Consider the following 19003-nt stretch of genomic DNA (forward strand, 5'->3'; position numbering starts at 1 on the left):
GAGAGATGATGATGACCCCCAATTATATTGTACGTGCCGCGGCGCTCGGGCTCGCGCTCGTCGCCGCGCCGCTTCCGGCGACCGCGCAGCAGCAGGACGGCAGCTTTCAGGGCACGTCGCTGCTCGGCCAGCCGATGTACACCGGCCCTGCGCGCAACGCGAATGTCGCCGCGGTCGAAACGCTGCAACGCGCCGCGCGCGAAGCCAAGGCGGCGTACGATGCCGGCATGACTGTCGACAACGCCACCTGGTACGGTCGCGTGCTGTTCTACCAGGGCTATACCAAGGAGTCGGCGGCAGTTTACGATGCGGCGCTCAAGCGGTTCCCCAATTCGGGCAAGCTGCTGCGCCACCGCGCGCATCGCGCGTTTTCGCTGCGCGAGTTCGACAAGTCGATCGAGCTAGGGCTGAAGGCAGCCAAGCTGTACGAAGGGCAGCCGCTGGAGCGCGAAAAGCCAGGTCCCGATTACTTCCCCGGCGACCCCGATGTGGTGCAATATTACCTCTACTACCATCTCGGCCAAGCCTATTTCGCCAAGCATGATTTCGCCAACGCGGCCAAGTGGTTCGGCAAGTCGGCCGAAGCCGCTGCCTTCACCCACGATCTCGATGCGCGCACGGCGAATGGCTATTGGGAGTATCTGTCGCACGCGCGTGGCGGTAACTTGCGTGAGGCCAATGCGGTGCTCGATAGCTATGATCTGACGCTGTTCGAAGTTCACCCCAAGGGTGGTTCCGACACCTATTTCGACGGGCTTCAGCTGTTCAAGGGGCATCGTGCCGCTGACAGTTTCTTCAGCGACAAGGATGGCGGCCGCGCCTTTGCAACCGCCGATGGTGTCGCCGCGTCGACCGCCTACAGCCTTGCCAACTACTACATCCTGCGCGGCGAGCCGGAAAAGGCCAGGCCGTGGCTCAAGCGGTCGATCAATGTCGACAGCTGGAGCTTCTTCGCGCGCATCCAGGCCGAAGCGGACTGGCTGCTGCTGTTTCCCAACGAGAAGCCGTAACGCCTAGAAAAAATGCCGGCGTCGGACGGCATGACCAGAATTATCGGGGAGGAACATCGTGAACAATTGGGCGCGCCGCAAACCCATCGTGTCGTCACATGAGCGCAGCGCCGACGCGCTGGCGCCCAGCCTGTCCTGGCCACAGCTGATGGCGATGGGCGTGGGGGCGATCATCGGCACCGGCATCCTGACGTTGATCGGGGTCGGGGTCGATCGGGCTGGCCCGGCGGTTCTGATCTCGTTCGCGATCGCCGGGGCGGTGTGCGCATGCGCGGCTCTCGCCTATGCCGAGCTTTCGGCGATGATGCCGACGGCAGGCAGCGCCTATAGCTATTCCTATGTGGCACTCGGTGAAGTGATCGCGTGGGTGGTCGGATGGAGCCTCATCCTTGAATATTCGCTTGTCGTCTCGACCGTCGCGGTCGGATGGTCGGGCTATGCCTCGCCCTTGCTCATGGGGGTCGGCTTTCCTGCGGCGCTGACGCAGGGCCCCGAACTGGGCGGGCTGATCAACCTGCCGGCAGTCGCGATCATCGCGATCGTCACCGGGCTGCTGCTGCTGGGGACGCGGGAAAGCGCACGCGTCAACTCGATCCTGGTGGTCGTTAAGATCGTCACGCTGCTGCTGTTCGTTGGCTGTACGCTGCCCTATTTCGACGCTGCCAATTTCGATCCGTTCATGCCCTTTGGCTATGCCGCGCATGTCGACAGCGATGGCGTCGATCGCGGCATCATGGCGGCTGCTGCAATCATCTTCTTCGCCTTTTATGGTTTCGACGCGATTTCTACGGCCGCCGAGGAGACCAAGCGACCGGCTCGGGACTTGCCGATCGCGATCATCGGCTCGATGGCGGCCTGCACGCTGATCTATATGATCGTGGCAGCAACCGCCGTGGGCGCGGTGTCGTTCACCCAGTTCGCGAACAGCCCGGAACCGCTTGCTCTGATCCTGCGATCAATCGGCCAAGATACCGTGGCGCGGATCGTCGCGACCGCGGCGGTCATCGCGCTCCCGACCGTGCTGCTGGCGTTCCTGTTCGGGCAGAGCCGCATCTTCCTGGCGATGGCGCGGGACGGCTTCTTGCCCCAGCGTTTGGCAACAATTTCATCGCGCGGCACGCCCACTCGAATTACGCTGATGACGGCCGCTATCGTTGCGGTGCTCGCGGGGCTGTTGCCCATCGGGAAGGTCGCGGCACTCGCCAATGCCGGGACGCTGATCGCCTTTATCGCGGTTGGCGTCTGCCTGCTGGTGCTGCGTCGGCGCGAGCCCGCTGCCGCGCGCCCGTTTCGGCTGCGGGCGCCGCTGATCGTCGGGCTAGGTACGATCGGCGGCTGCATGTATCTGTTCTTCAGCTTGCCCAGTGATACGTTGCTGTGGTGCCTGGCGTGGAACGCGATCGGCATCGGCATCTACGTTGCCTATGGTCGGCGCAGAAGCAAATTGCGGCACGCGAATAGCTGAACCTTAGCAGGCGCTGCCGATCCGTTGATGGTTGAGGGCGGATAGCCGCGCTGAGCAGAAGTACCTTCCCCGAATAGCGAGTCCGTATTCAGCCGCGCACTGCCGTTTATACTTCTGGTGAGGCATCGCCGCGACCGACATCGGCCGAAGGGCTCGGCAGTCGCTGCTGACGGTTTATCGGGCGCCTGCGCTCGGCCCAAGCGAAAGAATGTCGTGCCGCCGGCTGGTCGAGAATTGTTCGCAACTGATTTTTTTTGCGGGACATTTCGGGTTGATCCCACTCACGCCTTATTTTATCTGCCGAGGCAAGATCGGTGCAATCCTCATTTCAGGTAGAACGGCCTGAGGGATCCCGGCGAGGAAAAGTAGGGGCGCCGCCGCTGTGAAGGCAGTTATTTTGGCAGGGGGGCTTGGTACGCGGCTGGGTGAGGAAACCTGGGTCCGCCCTAAGCCAATGGTCGAGGTGGGGGGGAAGCCCATCCTTTGGCACATTATGAAGATTTACTCCCATCACGGGATCAACGACTTCGTGATCTGCCTTGGATATAAGGGCTATATAATCAAAGAATATTTCGCGAACTATTTCCTCCACACCGCCGATGTGACGATCGATCTCGCCGCGAACAGCATGGATGTGCACCGCAACTGGAGCGAGGGGTGGCGTATCACGCTCGTCGAGACCGGAGATACGACGATGACCGGCGGGCGGCTGAAGGCTGTGCGTCACCATCTCGACGACGGGGAGCCCTTTTGCTTCACCTATGGCGATGGCGTGGCTGATATCGACATCGGTGCGTTGGTGGCGTTTCACCGCGCCCATGGCGACAAAGCGACGGTCACTGCCGTTGCGCCTCCCGGTCGGTTCGGCGCGCTTGAGTTCGATGGCGACCGCGTTGCGGGGTTCCGCGAGAAGCCGGCCGGGGACGGCGGGCTGATCAATGGCGGCTTCTTTGTCGCAGATCCCTCGGTGCTTGACGATTACGTTGCTGGGCCCGACACGATTTGGGAACGGGATCCGATGGAGCGGTTGGCTGCGGACGGCGAGCTCCACGGTTTTCGTCACGACGGGTTCTGGCAGCCGATGGACACGTTGCGCGACAAGAACCACCTTGAAGAGCTTTGGACGCAAGGCGCGCCTTGGAAGTGCTGGTAGATCCCGCGCACTGGGCTGGCCGTCGCGTTCTTGTTACCGGGCATACCGGGTTCAAGGGTGTCTGGCTGAGTCTCTGGCTCCGTGAGATGGGGGCGGAGGTCACGGGTCTTGCGCTTGCGCAGGAGGAGCCGAGTCTCTTCTCTCAGGCGGCTCTCGGCAATTTGATCGATCATGTCGTCGGCGACATCCGCGATGCGGGGCTGGTTGATGACGTGATCGCGCGCGCCCGGCCCCAGACCGTGTTCCATCTTGCGGCGCAGCCGCTTGTTCGACTGTCCTACGATTGCCCGCGCGAGACGTTCGCGACCAATGTGGTGGGTACCGTGAACGTGCTCGATGCGTGTCGCCGCGTCGAAGGGCTGGACGCGATCGTCGCCGTCACGAGCGACAAATGCTATGAGAATCGCGAGTGGGTCTGGCCCTATCGTGAAAGCGATCCGATGGGTGGTCACGATCCCTACAGCGCGAGCAAGGGGGCGGCGGAACTCGCGATTTCCGCCTATCGCAACTCGTTTTTCGATGCCCCCGGCTCGCCATTGCTCGCGTCTGTGCGGGCCGGCAATGTCATTGGCGGCGGGGATTGGGCCAAGGACCGGCTGGTGCCCGATATCGTGCGTGCGATCATCGAGCACCGCAGCGTCCAAATTCGCGCGCCCAAGGCGATTCGCCCGTGGCAGCATGTGTTGGAGGCGCTCGGGGGTTACATCCTGATCGCTCAGCATCTTGCGCTCGGCGAGCGTTGGGCGGCGTCGGCTTGGAACTTCGGACCGGCCGCCCAAGATACGCGCCCGGTCGATTGGATCGTCCGCAAGATGATCGATCGCTGGGGGCAGGGCAGCTTCGAGATCGATGACGCGCCACAGCGCCATGAGGCGCACCTTCTCAAGCTGGACTGCACGAAAGCGTATTCCGAGCTTGGTTGGCGGCCCGCTTTCGATCTAGCACGCACGATCGACTGGATTGTGGATTGGCACAAGCAGGTTGATCAGGGGGCGGACGCCCTCCAGCTGACCCGTAAGCAGATCCTGAACTATATGGCGCTGTTCGATGCAGCGTTGACGCAAGGCAGTAATCAATGAACCGAACTATCGACGCAATTCATCCCAACCTGCACGATCTTTCGGAGCAGGATTTTCGCCGAATGATTGTGGATCTGGTGGGTGAATATGCAAATCTGCATCATCAGCCGCGTCCCTTCGTTCCCGGCGAGAGCCCCGTCCCGGTGTCGGGCAAGGTATATGGGCAAAAAGAGATGCAGCTCCTTGCGGAAAGCTGCCTCGATTTCTGGCTGACGACCGGGCGTTTCAATGCCCAGTTCGAGCAAAGGCTGGCCGAGCGGATCGGCGTGAAGCACGCGATCACGGTGAACTCGGGCTCGTCTGCCAACCTCGTCGCATTCTCCACGCTGACCAGTCACTATCTGCGTGGCGAGGCTCTCAAGCCTGGCGATGAGATGATTACGGTTGCAACCGGTTTTCCGACGACGGTCAATCCGGCCCTGCAATATGGCATCGTGCCGGTCTTCGTCGATGTCGATATCCCCACTTACAACATCAAGCCCGAGATGATCGAGGCGGCGGTGAGTTCTCGCACGCGCGCGATCATGATCGCTCATACGCTGGGTAACCCCTTCGACCTGGCTGAGGTCATGCGGGTGGCGGAAAAATACGACCTGTTCGTCGTCGAGGATTGCTGCGACGCGCTCGGTGCCAAATATGACGGACAGAACGTCGGGACCTTTGGTCATATGGGAACGCTGAGCTTTTACCCCGCCCATCATATCACGATGGGTGAGGGCGGCGCGGTGTTCACCGACAAGCCCCGGCTGAAGCGGGTCATGGAATCGATGCGCGACTGGGGCCGGGATTGCTGGTGCGCGCCAGGCGAGGACAATACGTGCGGCAAGCGTTTTTGCCGCAAGCTTGGCACGCTGCCGTTCGGCTACGACCACAAATACACCTATAGCCATTGCGGCTATAATCTGAAGATCACCGACATGCAGGCAGCGGTGGGTCTCGGCCAGTTGGATCGGCTTGAGGATTTCATCGCCGCTCGCGCGCGCAACTTCGCGATCCTGACCGAATTGCTGCGCCCACTTGAGGATGTCCTGATCCTGCCCCAGGCAACGCCGAATAGTGAGCCGTCCTGGTTCGGCTATCCTATCACAATCCGGCCGGAGAGCGGGATCAACCGTGAGAAGCTGGTCGAGTACCTTAACGAAAAGAACATCGGCACCCGTCTGCTCTTCGGGGGCAATCTGCTTCGGCAGCCCTACATGAAGGACCGGAATTATCGGGTCGTGGGCGAACTGGCCAATGCCGATATCACCACGACGCACACCTTCTGGCTGGGTCTCTTCCCCGGCCTTACCGAAGATCATCTGAGCTACGCCGTCGACACGCTTTCCGGGTTCGTCGCTGGTCACAGGACCCGCGGTTGACTTCGAATGACTTCGACGCACAGCAAACATGCGCGTATTGTTCTGACCGGCCCAACGGGCTGGATCGGGCGCGCATTGCTGGCGTTGATGCATCGGGCAGGTGACATCGACTCTGTAGGCGGCTCGGATGAACTCTCTCTGTTTGGCTCGGGCGAGGGGACCGTTACTGTAGCCGGGGGGCCAGAGCTTGCGGTTCGCGCCCTGGCGCAGATCACGCCCAGTGACGTGGCCGGGGCGCATGTCATCCATCTCGCCTACCTCACAAAGGACAAGGTCGCGGGGCTGGGTGACGCCGAATTCTATCGTGCTAACAGGGCGATCGATGACGCACTGATGTCCGCGATCACGGCCGCGAAGCCGGCGAGCCTGTTCGTTGCATCATCTGGCGCTGCCCATCTGGCGCAGTCGGGGCAGGACGAGCATCCCTATGGGATGGCAAAGCTTGAGCAGGAGCGGCGGTATCTTGACTGGGCGCGCGAATCCGGCGTGCCGACCCTGTGCGGTCGGATCTTCAACGTGGCCGGCCCGCACATCAACAAGCTTGACGCCTATGCGGTGTCGAATTTCGCGGTACAGGCGCTGCGAGACGGGCACATCAAGATCGCGGCAACGCAGCCGGTGTTTCGCAGCTTCCTTCATGTCGAGGATCTGTGCCGGATTGTGCTGCGCGCAGCGAAACAGCGGCTGAATTCCGATCGCCCTTTGGATCTGTGCGGTGCCGAGCTGCTTGAAATGCAGGATATTGCCGAACTCGTCGCTCGAGAGGTCGAACCAGATATCCCAGTGAGCCGCCTGCCGTTGCATTTCGACGATTGGTCGGAATATCTCGGGCGTGCGATAGATACTTGGCTTTTGGCAGCGCGACTTTCGGTTCGACTATCGCCTGCCCAAATGCAAGTGCGCGATACGGTGAATTGGATTCGCGACTTAGAGGGGCAAGCTAGTCCTAGGGCTTTGGCCACGTGAGTGAGTTTGCGGGGATTGGGCTGAAGTCAGTCCTGCCCCATTGGAGGTGACAGTGAATAGTTATGAAAAGCGGATGCTCGAAGTTCTGTCGCGTGCGCGTGACGAATTCGGCGTCGTTGCCGTCAAGGCGGAGTTCGAAGCCGAGGGAACCCGTGTCGACGAGTTGCTTCGCCTGCTCGAGATTGCGCGTAAGGCCAATGTGAAGGTCGGTCTCAAGATCGGCGGTTGCGAAGCTATTCGCGACCTCATCGAATGTCGGCAGTATGGCGCAGACTATATCATCGCGCCGATGGTGGAATCACCCTACGCGCTCTCGAAATTCGTTGCCGGGAAGGACAATTTCTATTCCTCCGACGAGCAGGAAGATGTCGGTTTTCTGTTTAACGTGGAAACGCGCGAAACCTTCGACCGGATCGAAAAGCTCGCCGATGTCGCCGCCAAGGGGCGCGTGGGAATGGTGTTCGGCCGGGTCGATTTCGCCGGCTCCATGGGCCGGGCTCGCGACTTCGTGAATACGGAAGAGATGACGGACTATGTGTGTTCCGTCGCCAAGCTGGCACAGCAGCACGACCTCGAGCTGGTCGTTGGGGGCGGGGTTAGCCCGGATTCCATCGAGCCGCTGCGTCGCATCCGTGAAGTGCGTCTGGACCGGTTCGAGACCCGTAAGGTTATCTTCGACGCCGCGATCCTCGATGGTGGCCCCGTCCGTCAAGGAATGGAAGCGGCGATCGAATTCGAACTGCTCTGGCTTCAGAACAAGCGCAACTATTACCGCACGATCGCGGCTGAAGATGAGACGCGCATTGCCATGATGGAAGCGCGGCAGAACGCGAAGGTTGCGTAATAATGCCTAAAGTCCGCGTTTCCGATGTGATGGCAGACCTTCTCGCCACGCATGGAGTAAGCGATTGCTTCATGTTGACTGGCGGGGGGGCGATGCACCTCAACGATGCGTTCGGGCGTGAGCGACGCTTGCGCAAGATCTTCACGCATCATGAGCAAAGCGCGGCAATCGCGGCGGAAAGTTATGCGCGCTTGTCCGGTCGCCCGGCATTGGTCAACGTCACCACCGGGCCCGGGGGCGTCAATGCGCTCAACGGGGTCTATGGCGCCTATGTTGATTCGATCCCGATGATCGTGGTGTCCGGGCAAGTCAAACGCGAGACCTGTGCGTTCAACTATGGCGTGCCGCTGCGGCAATTGGGCGATCAGGAAGTCGACATCGTCGCCATGGTGCGCGGCATCACAAAATATGCGGTTGTGCTGGACGATCCCAGCCAGGTGCGCAAAGTCGTCGAAAAGGCGATCTGCCTTGCCACGCGTGGGCGCCCGGGGCCTGTCTGGATCGATGTTCCGATCGATGTCCAGGCGGCGCCGGTCGATCCCGACACGCTTGAGGGCTACGATCCCGCGGCGGATGATCGGCATGGCGAGGTGCCCAACACCGCCGCGGAACTCGGTGCGCTCGAAGGGGGGGCACTGGAAGCGGAAATTGCTGCGATGCTGGGCGAACTCTGCGCGGCCGAGCGTCCGGTAGTGCTGGCCGGTTCAGGCGTCAGATTGTCCGGTACGCATGCTGCTTTTCTCGCGTTTGTCGAGCGTCTCGGCGTTGCGGTTGTCACCGGGTGGAACGCCCATGACGTCATCCCGAACGCGCACCCGTTGTTCGTCGGGCGTCCCGGATCGGTCGGGGATCGGGGTGGTAACTTCGCGGTCCAATCTGCGGATTATGTCCTTATTTTGGGATGTCGCTGCAATCTCCGACAGATAAGCTACAATTGGAAAAGCTTTGCCCGCAACGCCCGGGTGGCGATGGTCGACATCGACCGGGCCGAACTCGAAAAGCCGACCTTGTCGCTCCATCGCCCGATTCATGCGGACCTGCGGGACTTTTTCTCGGTGGCGGAGCGCCTCCCGATGCCCGAGGGCGATCGGGCAGCTTTGCGCAGCGCGTCTCTCCAACGCAGTCGCGAACGGGCAGCCCAATATCCGGTCGTGCTTCCCGAATATGCTTCGGAGGCGGGCCCCATCAATCCATATATCTTCGCCCAAAAGCTGTTCGAAGAACTGGACGAGGGTGAGATCGTTGTCTCGGGCGACGGCACCGCTTGCGTCACCGTTTTTCAGGCGGCTGAGATCAAGACCGGCCAGCGTTTGTATACGAATTCGGGCTGTGCCTCGATGGGATATGATCTGCCCGGCGCGATCGGCGCATGGTATGCTGGGGATGCATCGCGGATCGTCTGTCTCGCAGGCGATGGCAGCATTATGATGAACTTGCAGGAGTTGCAGACCATCGTCGGGCTGCAGATTCCGATAAAGATATTCGTCCTGAACAATGACGGCTATCATTCCATCCGTCAGGCGCAGCAGAATCATTTTGCGGACAATATCGTCGGATGTGGTCCCGACAGCGGCCTGACATTCCCGGACTTCACGCGCCTGGCAAACGGCTTTGGCATTTCGTCGTCGCGGATCGAGCGGGATGCCGACTTGTCGGCGGGGGTCCGCGCGGCTCTCGACACCAGTGGGCCGCATTTGTGTGAAGTCATGATCGACAAACGGCAGCAATTTGCTCCCAAGCTCTCGTCCCGCCGTTTGGAAGACGGCTCTATGGTATCTTCGCCGCTCGAGGATCTTGTGCCTTTCCTCAGCGACGAAGCGCTGAAAGATGCCATGGCGCCATGCGGGATTCTGCGATGAAACAGGCGATCATCTTCGATCTTGACGGGACATTGGTTGATAGTTGTGGCGTGTGCGTCACCATTCTCCAAGGGATGCTGCGCGATCGCGGGGTCGATCGGGCGATCTGTCACGAATTTGCCCGCCCATTAATGAGCCGTGGCGGCGAAATGATGGTCGCAGCCCTGCTGGGAGACGCCTGTCGCGATCCGGCGGCGGACCTCATTGAATTTCGCAGCCGATATCACGATTGGCTGACACCGGCTGATTCGCTTTACGACGGGGTGGCCGCCGGGCTGAGTAGCTTGCGGGCCCGCGGATTCACCCTTGCGATCTGCTCCAACAAGCCACTGCCATTATGCGAGAAGGTGCTCAACGACACCGGTATTGCTGACCGGTTTGTGGCGGTGGTTGGCGGTGCGGCGGGATTGACGCCCAAGCCGGCCCCTGACCTGCTCGACGCGGTGCTCGCTCGATTGGACGTCGATGCGGACCAATGCCTTTACGTGGGCGACAGCGAGCTCGATCATGCCGTGGCCGACCGTGCGGGGATACCGTTCTACTTTTTGACTCATGGGTATGCGGAGGCCGGCTGGTCTCCCCCCACCGGTGCCGTCTTCGATCATTTCACCGCTTTGGTGGGTGAGCTTGTGCGCCATCGGCCGGGCCTTGCCGCCTGAACTAAAAGGGCTTTTGGGGTCGGATGGCATTCTTTTGTGCCCGTGGATATGCTAGCCGCATCGAACCTTGTTCTCGACCGCATCGCGAAGGTCACCGGACTTGAATCGGCCTGTGCCCCTGACGGATATCACTGCATGACGTACCCCTTGAATTTCCGTTACGGCGCGGTGCGCATCTGTGGCGTCCTGCCGCTACTTCTCGGATTGAGCTATCCACTCGGAGTGGCGGCGCAGAACATCCCGCTCGGGTCTCCTGTCGATCCGCGGGAGGCGCAAGACGATCGCCGGGACGAAGCCTCTCGCGAGCCCGTCAATCCTGGCGAAATCGAATCCCCTGCCGGCCAGGTATTCGAACCGACGGCTCTGGGTCCCGCCAGCGCGAGCAGCGAGCCCAACATCGAACGGCGCGCACGGGAGCAGGATAACACGCTGAGCCGGAACATGGCCCTGCGGCCTCCGCCCGAGCCGGGAGAGTTCGAGCGCTATGTGAGCACGGTCGCCGACCGGCCGATCCCGCGGTTCGGCCACAATCTTCTGCTTCCTGGCAGCCGGGATTTTGCAGTTCCCGCGACATCAACCGTTCCGCCCGACTACACGCTCAATGTCGGGGACACCGTGACGCTTTATCTCACCGGCTCCGTTGGCGGAACGGTCGAGCGCGAAATCGACACCAATGGCAATATTTTCCTGCCCAGCGTCGGCTCGATTCGCGTTGCCGGCGTGCGCTATGGCGACCTGCGCAGTACGGTCGTCCGCGCGATCGGACAGGAGTACCGCGTTTTCAATGTCGGTGTGTCGATCAAATCGTTGAGGGGCATTCGGGTCTACGTGACCGGGTTCGCCAACAATCCCGGCGCCTTCACCCTGAACAGCCTGTCGACCATGGCCAACGCCGTTTTGCAGGCAGGCGGACCTGCGTCCGGGGGCAGCTTCCGTACGGTCAAGCTGTATCGGAATGGACGCGAGGTCGGTGATTTCGATCTGTATACCCTTCTGCGCGGCGGAAATCGCATCGGTGATGAAGTCCTGCAGAACGAGGATGTGCTGTTTATCCCGCCAGCGGGGCAGCAAGTCGCGGTGTTGGGCAGTGTCGAGCAAGAGGCGATTTACGAGTTGAAGCCGGGGGAGAGCCTTGCCGAGGCTCTTGCGCTTGCCGGCGGGGGGAATGACCTGGCCGATCCAGACCGGATGATTCTGTATCGTACAAGCGATACCATCCGGCGCGGTCCGATCGAGATCCCGGTGTCCGACTACGCCGATTATGCCGCCAAGGGCGGCGACATTCTCCACGTGCTGTCCCGGGGAACGCTGGTCCAGCCGATCGCCCGCCAATCGGTGTTGGTGCGGGTGGAAGGCGAGGTCAACAATCCTGGCGATTACTATGTCGCGCCGAACACGCCTTTGGCGGATGTCATGGCGCTCGCAGGCGGCGCCACCGCGCGCGCCTATGTTTTCGGGTCTCGGCTGGAGCGCCGATCGGTCCGCGAACAGCAGCGCGACAGTTTTGCCGAAGCGATCCGCCAGCTTGAATTCGCTCTCGCCTCTGCCCCGCTGGTGACCAGCGGCACGGTTAGCGAAAGCCGGGCTGCGGCAGAAATGGCGAGTGCGCGGCAGGTGCTCGATCTTCTTCGCCAGCGCGAGCCGGATGGACGTGTGGTGATGAGCATTGAGGCCAATTCCCCGGCTTTGCCGGGTGAGCTGCTTCTCGAGCATCAGGATCGCCTGGTGATTCCGCCGCGTCCGACCACGGTCGGTGTGTTCGGAGCGGTGTATCGGCCAGCATCCTTCCTTATCGAGGATCGCCCCCTGATGCTCAGAGAGTATCTGGAGCGAGCGGGCGGGCTCCAGCGGGCGGGTGACTCGCGCAGGATCTTCGTGGTGCGCGCAAATGGCGACGTGCTGACCCGGAAGAATGGAATGATGAAAGCCCGCGCGCTGCCAGGCGATGTGGTATTCGTCCCGCTTCGCACGTCAAAGACGGATATCTGGCAGCGGATAAGGGATATCACGGCAATCGTATTCCAGTTGGGCGTGACTGCGGCCGCAGTGAATTCGATCCAATGACGCCTCGGTTGAGCATTGTCGGGCGGGTCGCCCAACTGCGGTTCTTATCCAAGTTTCACTGGCGCGCGCTGCTGATGGGCGGTGCGGCGGCGCTGTTCCTGGTTCTCACCTATTTCCCTGAGCGTCACCTCGCGAGCAGTTCCTTCACACCGAGTGACCGCGACGCGCTGGGCTTGAGCGGCACGTTGGGGCAGCTTGGCGCTCTAAGCAGTGTGTTCGGCAACCAAGCTGCGGTGGAAGTGGCGCTGCGGATCGGAAACAGTGACGACGTGCGTGACAAGGTCATCGCGGCCACCCCCCTTCTCAAGACCCGACTGAACACCGAAGGGCGAGTGCCGTTGCAACGCTACCTGTCAAAGCGGGTGGAGGTACGTTCGCTACGCGGCGGCATCATCGTTATCGAAATGCAGGATCGCGATGCGGAGTTGGCGCGGGCGATCGTGACAGCCTATCAGACGGCGGTTCAGGCTGAACTTGGCGAAGTGAGCCGCCGACAGACCGCGTACAAGCGTAACGTGCTGGCCAAGCTGGTGAAGGACGCTTCCGCTGAGTTGGGCACCGCCCAGGCTGCTTATGACGCATTCCGCCTGCGCAATCGTTACGCCGAACCGCGCGCGGCGATGAGCGCTTTTGGTGACCGGATCCCGCAGCTCGAAACGGCGATCCGGAGCAAGCAAATCCAGCTGGCTACCGCGCGCCAGGTGTTTACCGAGAACAATTTGACAGTTCAGCAGATCGCCGCAGAGCTCGCAGAGCTGCGCAGGCAACTCGCCGACGCGAAGTCTACGTCCCCTACACAAGATCAAGGCGTTGCGGAGCTCATTCAGAACTCTAGCCGACTGTACCAGCTCGAACGCGACCTCGAGATCGCGAAGGCGCTGTACAACAATTATGTGCGGTATCTGCGCGGCACGTCGGTCGAGGACTTGACAGCTGACGCCAATCTTCGCGTTCTTGAACAGCCGCATGTCGATACGAAGCGCCAAATCTGGTTGCCGGCCCTGGCGTTGGCGCTGGCTATCCTGCTCATATGGATCGCAATCGAGGCGTATCGCCTGCGACCGCCCCCGGGCGGGGCCGCGTTCAAGAAGGTCGCGCACAATGGCTAACGTGCCTGATGACGCCGAAATGGTCGCGCCGGAAATTTCGGTAGTCATCCCCTGCCGAAATGAAGAAGAGAACGCGCCCCGTATCGCGCAAGCGGTGATCGAGCAATTGGAGTCGGTGACGCGCTCGTTCGACATCATCTTCATCGACAATGAGTCGACCGACCGGACGGTGGAAGTCGTGACCGCGATGTGCGCACGGGACCCACGTATCCGGCTGATCGTCAACAGCCGCAACTTTGGTCAGATGCGTTCACCGACCCATGGCATTTTCTCGGCGCGGGGCGAGGCCGTTGTCGGGATGTGCGCCGACTTTCAGGACTCGCCTGAACTACTTCCCGAATTCGTCCGCTTGTGGCGCGCGGGCACGCCGATCGTGCTGGGCATACGGGAGGGTGAGAAGTCCGGTCCGCTGCTCAGTTTCTTCAGAAACCTGTCCTACAAACTTCAGCATCGTTTCGGCGACTATAAGGCCATTCCCAATGCCACCGGCTTTGGCTTGTACGATCGCAAGGTGGTGAACGCCATCCGCACGATGAACGAACCTGAGCCCTTTTTTCGTGGGCTGCTTGTCGAGACCGGGTTCGAAATCAAGACCATTCCATATCGTCGGCCGCCGCGCGCGCGCGGGAGTTCGAACAACAACTTCTTTACGCTGCTCGACTTCGCGTTAAACGGACTTGCCGGCTCGTCGAAGAACCTTCTTCGGGCGCCGCTTTACATCGCCTTTCTGCTGGGGCTGCTGACCGCGTTCTGTCTTGGCGGGGCTCTGTTCGCTGCCTTTGCCGGCCGGTCGGTGCAGCTTTGGCTGCTTGCAGCCGCGCTCGAGGGGCAGTTCTGCCTGCTGTTTCTCTTTGTCGGTCTGATCGGAGTGCAGATAAAGCTGATTTCTGAGCGGACGCGAAACCAGGCGCTGGTACTTGAGAAGGAACGGGTCAATTTCCCGGACGGATATTGACGATGTTTGATTGGCGCAGAAAAGAAGAATGGTTGGAGTTGTTTCGCTACTACGTGGCTGGCGTCGCAAACTTGATCTTTTCTTACATTCTGTTTGCAGCATTAATAGCGTTAGGGCTGAACGCATTCGTCGCTCAAGCATTGGGTTATGTCGTCGGAGTTGTGTTCAACTTCTTTACGTACAGCCGCTACACATTCTCCGATAAGAAGGCTAACAAGTCCTCATATATTCTGTCATACGTCGCAAATTACGTTAGCGGCGTCGCCCTGCTTTGGGTGGGGTTGAAACTGTTCCATTCCCCCTATGCGGCCGGTCTCGCGGCGACCGTTTCGGTTTCGCTCCTGAACTATTTCGTCCTCAAGCGGCTGGTGTTTCGCGAATCGGTCAAGGCGTAACTTAACGCCATGCTGGTCCAGCCCACATCGGTTGCAGTTGGTACATGGGTCGAGCGTTTCCTCGCGGCAGTGATACTAGTAGGTATTGTCTACTGTGCGATCCATGCTGCGCAGTATGGATATCTTCCGGCGCCGTTCTTTTTCGTGCCTTCGGACACGTTTGCGGATTGGTTCAACACCGCCTTTTGGGCGCGGCGGTCGGATGCGTACGAGACGTGGGCGACGATTTATCCACCGCTTTCCTTCGTGTTCATACGCTATCTGGGAATAGATCGCTGCTACCCGCAATTCCGCCCGTTCGATCCCAGCGCGGGTCTGGCTGCGCGCGATTGCGACTGGCTCGGCCTTGTGGTGATGGGCGCCATCTTTGTGCTCAACGTGGTGCTGACGTGGAAGACGTTCCGCAAGATTGATGTCCGAACCGCTCCGATGCGTACGATCTGTCTTGCGCTGGGAATGCCCATGCTCAACGGACTGGAGCGCGGCAATCTGCTGCTCATCACCTATACATGCGTCCTGCTCGCTGCCGGCCCGCTATTGTCATCGGCCCGGTTGCGCTGGTTTTTCGCTGGCTTGGCCATCAACTTCAAAGTTTACCTGGTCGCATCGTTCGTTGCGCTGTTGTTGAAGCGGCGCTGGCGTTGGGTGGAAGGCGCGTTGCTGGCGACCGCTTTGATCTATCTTGTTACGCTGGCGATGTACGGGGCGGGGTCACCAAGCGCTATCCTTAAGAATATTCGGACGTTTTCAGGGGGCGGTGCCGGACAGATACTCGATCTGTGGCATTCGATGACGTATCAGCATTTGATCTCTATTTTGGAAACGGGGTCATTTCCGCTCACATCGATCATCGGCTCGCTATGGGTGGAGCGCCTTCTGGTCCTGCTTCCTGTGCTTGGCATGATCACACAACTCCTGCTGTTGCTCGCCGCGCTTGGGATCTGGCTACGGCCGGGAGACTTCACGCCGCACCGCGCGATCGCCCTGGGTACGCTGATGGCGCTGGTGAGCTCCGAAGCGGGCATGTACACCCAAATCTTCTTCGTCCTGTTCGTCTTGATGGAGCCGTGGAGAGGGTTTGGACGAATTTGGGCGATTGTGATGTGCTACATTCTGGCATTCCCGTTCGATGTCCCAATCGACAGGTTGTCGGAAACCCCTTACGACACGTATTTCACCGACTCCACGATTCTGATTTCCCAAACAATTTCGATTGGGCCGCTCCTTCGTCCGCTTATGATCATGTCGATTTGCTGGGCGCTGTCGCTCAGTACGCTGAATGAACTGCGCCGCAATATATATGGCCGTGGCGATCTGAAGAAGCCGTATCCGGTCACTGATACTGACTGACGTTGCGAAGTGTATTCATTTCCCGCTTATTTAAAACCAGTTAGTAATAGCTTTGTAGTGTAGACACGGAAGAACGCATGACATCCGACCATCAGACTATGTCCGGAAAACTCAAGGCGCTGGCGCGTCAGAACAAGATCTTGCGCTCACTTGGCATGTCAGTGGGAGCCCCGCTGGGCGTTCGGTTGGCTGCCAAACGTCAAGGCTTGCACGCATCTCTGTCCGGCGGACTTATTGAAATCCGGCGGGGTAAGGATGTGTTGCGGATGGCGCGACATCACATCCTGTATGTTTTCGATGTGATCAATTCATTCGATTATTATTTCGATGCGGTTCGGCCTGCACGGGTCGGTGGAATGAATATCGTCGACTATTCGCGACCTTCCTATCACGAGGTGCTCGGCTACGATCTGATCCCCGTGTTTTTCCCCAGTTTTTCCGAGCCATTCATCACGACGCAGCAATATCTGGATTTCGCGCAGCTCTCGCCGGGCCAGGTGGCGATCGACCTGGGTGCATATTCCGGGCTCAGCGCAATTGCGTTCAAGGACAAGGTCGGAAGCGCGGGGACCGTCCTGGCGGTCGAAGCCGATCAGCAGAATTTGGCAGCGGTCGAGCGCAACCTCGCGCTCTACAAGACGGTCAGCGGCGAAAGCGTCGAACTGCTGTTCGGCGCAGTGTGGCGGGATAATCACGGGCTCAGCTTTTCGACGGAAGGCAACATGGGATCGTCCGCTGCCTCGATCGTCGGTTCGGGACGCGGCGAAACCCTGACCGTGCCGTCCTTTACCCTGTCAGCCATCGCCGACCGCTACAATCTGCCTTCGGTCGACTTCATCAAGGCGGACATCGAAGGCGGCGAGGCGTTCATTTTTGAAGATCGCGACTTTTTCGCGCGATATTCGCCGCGCATCGTGGTCGAGCCACATCTTGTCGATGGCCGCATGAGCACGGAGAAGGTGACCCGGGATCTGGAGGCGTTCGGCTATCGCTGCGAAACGGTTCCACAGCTGGGGTCGGAGATCCCGCTCCTCGTCTGTACGCCGTCGCGATAGGGCGGGGGCTCAGTTCGGAGCTGATTTCGCCTTGAGCACGATCATGACCGGTCCGGCGCGCTTGTCCGGCTCGGGACGGAAGATCGCTTCGATCTTCATGTCGCGCAGCAGGGCGTCATAGGCGGCGGCTTGGGCGGGAAAGCGCGCGCGCTCGTCCTGATAGCGGGCCATTTCCATCAGGATCGCGTAATCCGCCCGGCAAGTCGCGCGACGCGAGCGCGCGACCGTGCCGTAATCCACGTTCGAACGTGCCCCACGTGCGGCCTCGATCTCGCGATAGTCGGTCTTTCCGTCGAGCATCGCCTTGGCGTCGATACATCCGGCGTCACCCATCGGAAAAATTACCGTCCAGGGCTGGCTTACGACATCAAATGCGAAATGCTCGATCATGACGACGCTACCGGGCGGTACGTGGGTTGCGGCCCAGCGCGTTGCCGCCTGGCGGGTGTCGTTGGTTCGCGCCGCAGCCTTGGTCCAAGCTGACGGGATCAGCAGGATTGTGGCGGCGCACATCAACGCTCCGGCCAAGACACCTGCACGCCCGGTCGGCCATCGCGCCTGCGCCATTCGGATACCCGCTGCCCCGGCCAAGCCCGCAGCCAGCGCGAGCAGCGGCAACACCGGTAATACCCAGCGCTCCCAACGCAGGCCATGCAGGCAGATGATCAGAATATGGGCGACCAGCACGGGCAGCACGACCCATGCGATCGCCCGGGTACGCGTCATCACCACCAGCCCCGCCCCTGCAAGTGCGAGTCCGATCGCGCCAAGGCCGTTGAGGAGCGGACCGCTCAGATACCACCAGGCATTGTCAAGAAAACCCCCGCCGGTTGCGCCCAGATGCTGTGTGCGGGCTTCTCCGGTCAGGTTGCGAAGCACCGTTTGATGGTCGAGCACCAAATAGGGCGAGATCAGCACCAGCAGGATCGGCGCGAGCACAAGAAAGGCCCCGAAATTGCGCAAGTCAGCGCGTGCAATCCGCCCCCGTTCAAAGAGGCGCACTGCCACCGCACCCGCGACTGCGGCGCCTGCAATCGCGAAAGGCCATTTTGATGAGACGGCCAGCGCTAGAGCAAGTGCAGCCCAGCGATAGTCGGCTGCCTTGCCGTCGCGGGCGATGCGCAGCGCTGCCGATATGGTCATCAGCAGAAACACCGTGCCCATCATGTCCGATCGAATGATCTGTGAATAGGTCACATGAACCGGACTGCAGGCGAGCAGAAGCGCGGCGATCAACCCGGCAATCGGCCCGCCCAGATCGCGCCCCATCCGCCAAACCTGCCAAATCGTCACCATGGCGAACAGCGCGATCGCCAGTCGCCCCGGGAGGATGACGATTGATGGATCCTTGTAGATCACCTGCAAGTATTCGGTCGGCGTCGAAAAACTGCCCAGCAGCCATCCAACGCCGAAGGTCGCGGAGTTGACCAGCGCCAACACATACATCGTGGTCGTCGCCGGATGGCCGAACCATCCGGGATTCATGGCGCCACCGGTCAGCATCTTGGTGGCACCCATTTCGAACATGAGTTCGTCGGGATCGTTTAGCGCTGGCAACCCGAACGCGATGCCGTGGAGGCGCAGGGCCACGCCGATGGCGAGCACTGCCAGAAACAACAGGTTGTCGCGACGTCGCCCCTGGACCCCGCTCAACACGCAGTGATCTCCCCCACGACCGA

16 protein-coding genes are annotated in these 19003 nt (G+C 60.6%); 15 read left to right on the forward strand and 1 reads right to left on the reverse strand.

Going from position 1 to position 19003, the window contains the following annotated elements; all coding sequences use genetic code 11:
- The first annotated feature begins 11 nt into the window (after positions 1-11).
- The 15 genes from VGN66_RS04840 (at position 12) to VGN66_RS04910 (ending at position 17324) form a co-directional block, all read left to right on the forward strand.
- Positions 12-1010 (forward strand): hypothetical protein, encoded by a 999-nt coding sequence (locus tag VGN66_RS04840; protein WP_327517727.1) that lies wholly within the window; start codon positions 12-14, stop codon positions 1008-1010.
- A 58-nt stretch (positions 1011-1068) separates the two neighbouring features.
- Positions 1069-2475, forward strand: coding sequence for an amino acid permease (locus tag VGN66_RS04845; RefSeq protein ID WP_327517728.1), 1407 nt, complete (start codon positions 1069-1071; stop codon positions 2473-2475).
- A 382-nt stretch (positions 2476-2857) separates the two neighbouring features.
- Positions 2858-3628 carry a glucose-1-phosphate cytidylyltransferase gene (gene rfbF, locus VGN66_RS04850; protein WP_327517729.1) on the forward strand — a complete coding sequence of 257 codons (771 nt, stop codon included), beginning with the start codon at positions 2858-2860 and terminating at the stop codon, positions 3626-3628.
- The gene (rfbG, locus tag VGN66_RS04855) at positions 3619-4707 is read left to right on the forward strand and encodes a CDP-glucose 4,6-dehydratase (RefSeq protein WP_327517730.1); all 1089 of its coding nucleotides are present in this window, start codon (positions 3619-3621) and stop codon (positions 4705-4707) included. The genes rfbF and rfbG overlap by 10 nt, the downstream gene beginning before the upstream one ends.
- Positions 4704-6068, forward strand: coding sequence for a lipopolysaccharide biosynthesis protein RfbH (gene rfbH / locus VGN66_RS04860; RefSeq protein WP_327517731.1), 1365 nt, complete (start codon positions 4704-4706; stop codon positions 6066-6068). The genes rfbG and rfbH overlap by 4 nt, the downstream gene beginning before the upstream one ends.
- 6 nt (positions 6069-6074) lie before the next feature.
- The gene (locus VGN66_RS04865) at positions 6075-7034 is read left to right on the forward strand and encodes an NAD-dependent epimerase/dehydratase family protein (protein ID WP_327517732.1); all 960 of its coding nucleotides are present in this window, start codon (positions 6075-6077) and stop codon (positions 7032-7034) included.
- Positions 7035-7107: 73 nt separating this feature from the next.
- Complete coding sequence (locus VGN66_RS04870) at positions 7108-7878, forward strand: aldolase/citrate lyase family protein (protein WP_327517733.1); 771 nt, start codon at positions 7108-7110, stop codon at positions 7876-7878.
- Positions 7879-7880: 2 nt separating this feature from the next.
- Positions 7881-9737, forward strand: coding sequence for a thiamine pyrophosphate-binding protein (locus VGN66_RS04875; protein ID WP_327517734.1), 1857 nt, complete (start codon positions 7881-7883; stop codon positions 9735-9737).
- The gene (locus VGN66_RS04880; RefSeq protein ID WP_327517735.1) at positions 9734-10396 is read left to right on the forward strand and encodes an HAD-IA family hydrolase; all 663 of its coding nucleotides are present in this window, start codon (positions 9734-9736) and stop codon (positions 10394-10396) included. The genes VGN66_RS04875 and VGN66_RS04880 overlap by 4 nt, the downstream gene beginning before the upstream one ends.
- 135 nt (positions 10397-10531) lie before the next feature.
- On the forward strand, positions 10532-12460 hold the full coding sequence (locus VGN66_RS04885) for an SLBB domain-containing protein (RefSeq protein WP_327517736.1): 1929 nt from the start codon (positions 10532-10534) through the stop codon (positions 12458-12460).
- 8 nt (positions 12461-12468) lie between these two features.
- Complete coding sequence (locus VGN66_RS04890) at positions 12469-13569, forward strand: hypothetical protein (RefSeq protein ID WP_327517737.1); 1101 nt, start codon at positions 12469-12471, stop codon at positions 13567-13569.
- Positions 13562-14524, forward strand: coding sequence for a glycosyltransferase family 2 protein (locus VGN66_RS04895; RefSeq protein ID WP_327517738.1), 963 nt, complete (start codon positions 13562-13564; stop codon positions 14522-14524). The genes VGN66_RS04890 and VGN66_RS04895 overlap by 8 nt, the downstream gene beginning before the upstream one ends.
- Positions 14525-14526: 2 nt before the next feature.
- The gene (locus VGN66_RS04900; protein WP_327517739.1) at positions 14527-14919 is read left to right on the forward strand and encodes a GtrA family protein; all 393 of its coding nucleotides are present in this window, start codon (positions 14527-14529) and stop codon (positions 14917-14919) included.
- Positions 14920-14928: 9 nt separating this feature from the next.
- Entirely contained in the window at positions 14929-16269 is a 1341-nt protein-coding gene (locus tag VGN66_RS04905) for a hypothetical protein (RefSeq protein WP_327517740.1), read from the forward strand.
- Positions 16270-16346: 77 nt separating this feature from the next.
- Positions 16347-17324, forward strand: coding sequence for an FkbM family methyltransferase (locus VGN66_RS04910; protein ID WP_327517741.1), 978 nt, complete (start codon positions 16347-16349; stop codon positions 17322-17324).
- Positions 17325-17333: 9 nt separating this feature from the next.
- Here VGN66_RS04910 and VGN66_RS04915 read toward each other — a convergent pair whose 3' ends face one another.
- On the reverse strand, positions 17334-18929 hold the full coding sequence (locus tag VGN66_RS04915; RefSeq protein ID WP_327517742.1) for a glycosyltransferase family 39 protein: 1596 nt from the start codon (positions 18927-18929) through the stop codon (positions 17334-17336).
- Positions 18930-19003 lie beyond the last annotated feature (74 nt).

The sequence above is a fragment of the Sphingomonas sp. genome (assembly GCF_035998645.1).
GTDB lineage: Bacteria > Pseudomonadota > Alphaproteobacteria > Sphingomonadales > Sphingomonadaceae > Sphingomonas.